Origin of the sequence: Microbacterium sp. LMI12-1-1.1, from assembly GCF_040676455.1 — a bacterium.
Taxonomy (GTDB): domain Bacteria; phylum Actinomycetota; class Actinomycetes; order Actinomycetales; family Microbacteriaceae; genus Microbacterium.
Genome location: NZ_JBEGIA010000020.1, coordinates 1656 through 5060 on the forward strand (window position 1 = coordinate 1656; position 3405 = coordinate 5060).

Here is a 3405-nt window from a genome sequence, read left to right on the forward strand (position 1 = left end):
GGGTTCGATTCTTGATGAAACTCATGTGATTTCAAGTCTTTAAGAGCAAACGGTGGATGCCTTGGCATCTGGAGCCGAAGAAGGACGTAGCAATCTGCGATAAGCCTCGGGGAACTGATAAGCAAGTTTTGATCCGAGGGTGTCCGAATGGGGAAACCCCGCCAGGGCGCGTGCGTACCTGGTGACTCCCGCCTGAATATATAGGGCGGGTAGAGGGAACGTGGGGAAGTGAAACATCTCAGTACCCACAGGAAGAGAAAACAACAGTGATTCCGTGAGTAGTGGCGAGCGAAATCGGATCAGGCTAAACCTTATGTGTGTGATATCCGGCAGGAGTTGCATGTGAGGGGTCGTGGGACTTTCCGGATCATTCTGCCGAGTGGTCGACGTGACAGAAGCGTATAGACGAACCGTCTTGAAAGGCGGGCCAGAGTGGGTGCCAGCCCCGTAGTCGAAATGCGTGTTCTGACGTGGAGAGTATCCCAAGTATCACGGGGCCCGAGAAATCCCGTGTGAATCTGTCAGGACCACCTGATAAGCCTAAATACTCCCAGATGACCGATAGCGGACAAGTACCGTGAGGGAAAGGTGAAAAGTACCCCGGGAGGGGAGTGAAATAGTACCTGAAACCGTTTGCTTACAAACCGTTGGAGCCTCCTTAGTAGGGGTGACAGCGTGCCTTTTGAAGAATGAGCCTGCGAGTTAGCGATATGTGGCGAGGTTAACCCGGGTGGGGTAGCCGTAGCGAAAGCGAGTCTGAATAGGGCGATTCAGTCGCATGTCCTAGACCCGAAGCGAAGTGATCTATCCATGGCCAGGCTGAAGCGACGGTAAGACGTCGTGGAGGGCCGAACCCACTTAGGTTGAAAACTGAGGGGATGAGCTGTGGATAGGGGTGAAAGGCCAATCAAACTTCGTGATAGCTGGTTCTCTCCGAAATGCATTTAGGTGCAGCGTTGCGTGTTTCTTGCCGGAGGTAGAGCTACTGGATGGCCGATGGGCCCTACAAGGTTACTGACGTCAGCCAAACTCCGAATGCCGGTAAGTGAGAGCGCAGCAGTGAGACTGTGGGGGATAAGCTTCATAGTCGAGAGGGAAACAACCCAGACCACCATCTAAGGTCCCTAAGCGCGTGCTAAGTGGGAAAGGATGTGGAGTTGCTTAGACAACCAGGAGGTTGGCTTAGAAGCAGCCACCCTTGAAAGAGTGCGTAATAGCTCACTGGTCAAGTGATTCCGCGCCGACAATGTAACGGGGCTCAAGCACGCCACCGAAGTTGTGGCATTGACATTATTGGTAGGCCTTCGTGGTCCAGCCGTGTTGATGGGTAGGAGAGCGTCGTGTGGCGAGTGAAGCGGCGGGGTGACCCAGCCGTGGACGCCACACGAGTGAGAATGCAGGCATGAGTAGCGAAAGACGTGTGAGAAACACGTCCTCCGAAAGACCAAGGGTTCCAGGGTCAAGCTAATCTTCCCTGGGTAAGTCGGGACCTAAGGCGAGGCCGACAGGCGTAGTCGATGGACAACGGGTTGATATTCCCGTACCGGCGAAGAACCGCCCAAACTAACCCAGTAGTGCTAAGTGTCTGAATCCCATTGACGGATCCCTTCGGGGTGATGCTGTGGGCCTAGCGCACGACCCCATTCTGGTGCGGTTAGCGTATTAACAGGTGTGACGCAGGAAGGTAGCCCATCCCGGGCGATGGTTGTCCCGGGGCAAGTGCGTAGGCCGAGTGGTAGGCAAATCCGCCACTCATGACGGCTGAGACACGATGCGGATGAAAAGTGGGTGATCCTATGCTGCCAAGAAAAGCATCGACGCGAGGTTCTAGCCGCCCGTACCCCAAACCGACTCAGGTGGTCAGGTAGAGAATACCAAGGAGATCGAGAGAATCGTGGTTAAGGAACTCGGCAAAATGCCCCCGTAACTTCGGGAGAAGGGGGGCCATCCACTTATATGAGCTTGCCTCAAAAAGGGTGTGGTGGCCGCAGAGACTAGTGGGTAGCGACTGTTTACTAAAAACACAGGTCCGTGCCAAGTCGCAAGACGATGTATACGGACTGACGCCTGCCCGGTGCTGGAAGGTTAAGAGGACCGGTTAGCCGCAAGGCGAAGCTGAGAATTTAAGCCCCAGTAAACGGCGGTGGTAACTATAACCATCCTAAGGTAGCGAAATTCCTTGTCGGGTAAGTTCCGACCTGCACGAATGGCGTAACGACTTCCCAACTGTCTCAACCGCGAACTCGGCGAAATTGCATTACGAGTAAAGATGCTCGTTACGCGCAGCAGGACGGAAAGACCCCGTGACCTTTACTACAGCTTGGTATTGGTGTTCGGTGTGGCTTGTGTAGGATAGGTGGGAGACTGTGAAGCGGATACGCCAGTATTCGTGGAGTCATTGTTGAAATACCACTCTGGTCACTCTGGATATCTAACTTCGAACCGTAATCCGGTTCAGGGACAGTGCCTGGTGGGTAGTTTAACTGGGGCGGTTGCCTCCCAAAAAGTAACGGAGGCGCCCAAAGGTTCCCTCAACCTGGTTGGCAATCAGGTGGCGAGTGTAAGTGCACAAGGGAGCTTGACTGTGAGACTGACAGGTCGAGCAGGGACGAAAGTCGGGACTAGTGATCCGGCAGTGGCTTGTGGAAGCGCTGTCGCTCAACGGATAAAAGGTACCTCGGGGATAACAGGCTGATCTTGCCCAAGAGTCCATATCGACGGCATGGTTTGGCACCTCGATGTCGGCTCGTCGCATCCTGGGGCTGGAGTAGGTCCCAAGGGTTGGGCTGTTCGCCCATTAAAGCGGTACGCGAGCTGGGTTTAGAACGTCGTGAGACAGTTCGGTCCCTATCCGCTGCGCGCGTAGGAAGTTTGAGAGGATCTGACCCTAGTACGAGAGGACCGGGTTGGACGAACCTCTGGTGTGCCAGTTGTACTGCCAAGTGCACCGCTGGTTAGCTACGTTCGGGATGGATAACCGCTGAAAGCATCTAAGCGGGAAGCCGGCCTCAAGATGAGACTTCCATACCTTCGGGTGAGAGGCTCCCAGCCAGACTACTGGGTTGATAGGCCAGATGTGGAAGCGCAGCAATGCGTGCAGCTGACTGGTACTAATAAGCCGATGACTTGATAACACACCGTTCATGGTGCTTGCGTCCACTGAGTGGTTCCCGATGTACGGTCGGGAACACAACAAAACATTGCTTTTCACGTTGTGAAGACTGAAACATCAAGAGAGTTTCGGCGGCCATAGCGAGAGGGAAACGCCCGGTCACATTCCGAACCCGGAAGCTAAGCCTCTCAGCGCCGATGGTACTGCAGGGGGGACCCTGTGGGAGAGTAGGACACCGCCGGACACCCATTCACGCAATGGCCACCCCTGATGGGGTGGCCATTGCGCGTTAA

Annotated in this window: 2 rRNA genes; both read left to right on the forward strand. The window is 54.7% G+C overall.

Annotated features, from left to right (window positions below):
* Window positions 1-29 precede the first annotated feature (29 nt).
* Window positions 30-3134 (forward strand): 23S ribosomal RNA (locus MRBLMI12_RS22225).
* A 105-nt stretch (window positions 3135-3239) separates the two neighbouring features.
* Window positions 3240-3356: ribosomal RNA gene (rrf, locus tag MRBLMI12_RS22230) — 5S ribosomal RNA — on the forward strand.
* Window positions 3357-3405: the final 49 nt, after the last annotated feature.